The 477-nt window shown below is 72.3% G+C and carries 1 protein-coding gene; it reads left to right on the forward strand.

The annotated features are described in order from the left end of the window. Nucleotides 1-477, forward strand: a 477-nt coding sequence (locus tag FLO80_RS23800; RefSeq protein WP_223145550.1) for a hypothetical protein, incomplete at both ends; no start/stop codon positions are given.

Consider the following 477-nt stretch of genomic DNA (forward strand, 5'->3'; position numbering starts at 1 on the left):
GATTTCGAGCTGGCCGGAAACGTGCTGAGCGCGCCGATCGGACGCAAGAAGCGCAACGGCGACAAGTCGACGAACGCCGGCAAGGCGCCGAAGGGGCGCAAGGGCGCATCCGTGCCCGAGGTCGACCTGGAGCCGGCGCTGGCCAGTCCCGACGCCGCGGTGGTGCCGCGGCGCAAGGCCGGCAAGGTGCAGGCGCTGCCGCCGGTCGCGCCGGAGCTGCTGGCGCAGGCCGCGGAGATGCTCGGCAACACCGACGTGCGCAAGAGTCGCGAGGTGAAGCAGGCGCTGCTCGCCGAGGCGCGWGTCGGCGGCAAGGACAAGGGCGGGAAGAAGGGCAAGGTCGTTCCTGCGGGCAAGAGCGCGAAGGGCAAGGCCAAGGACGGCAAGCCCGCCGCTGCCGCCAAGCCGGGCAAGCCGACCAAGCATCGCAAGGGGCCTTCCAAGCCGAAGGCCGACAACGCTCCGGCCGCCACCGGG

The organism is Aquicoccus porphyridii, assembly GCF_008369105.1.
Lineage (GTDB): Bacteria > Pseudomonadota > Alphaproteobacteria > Rhodobacterales > Rhodobacteraceae > Aquicoccus > Aquicoccus porphyridii.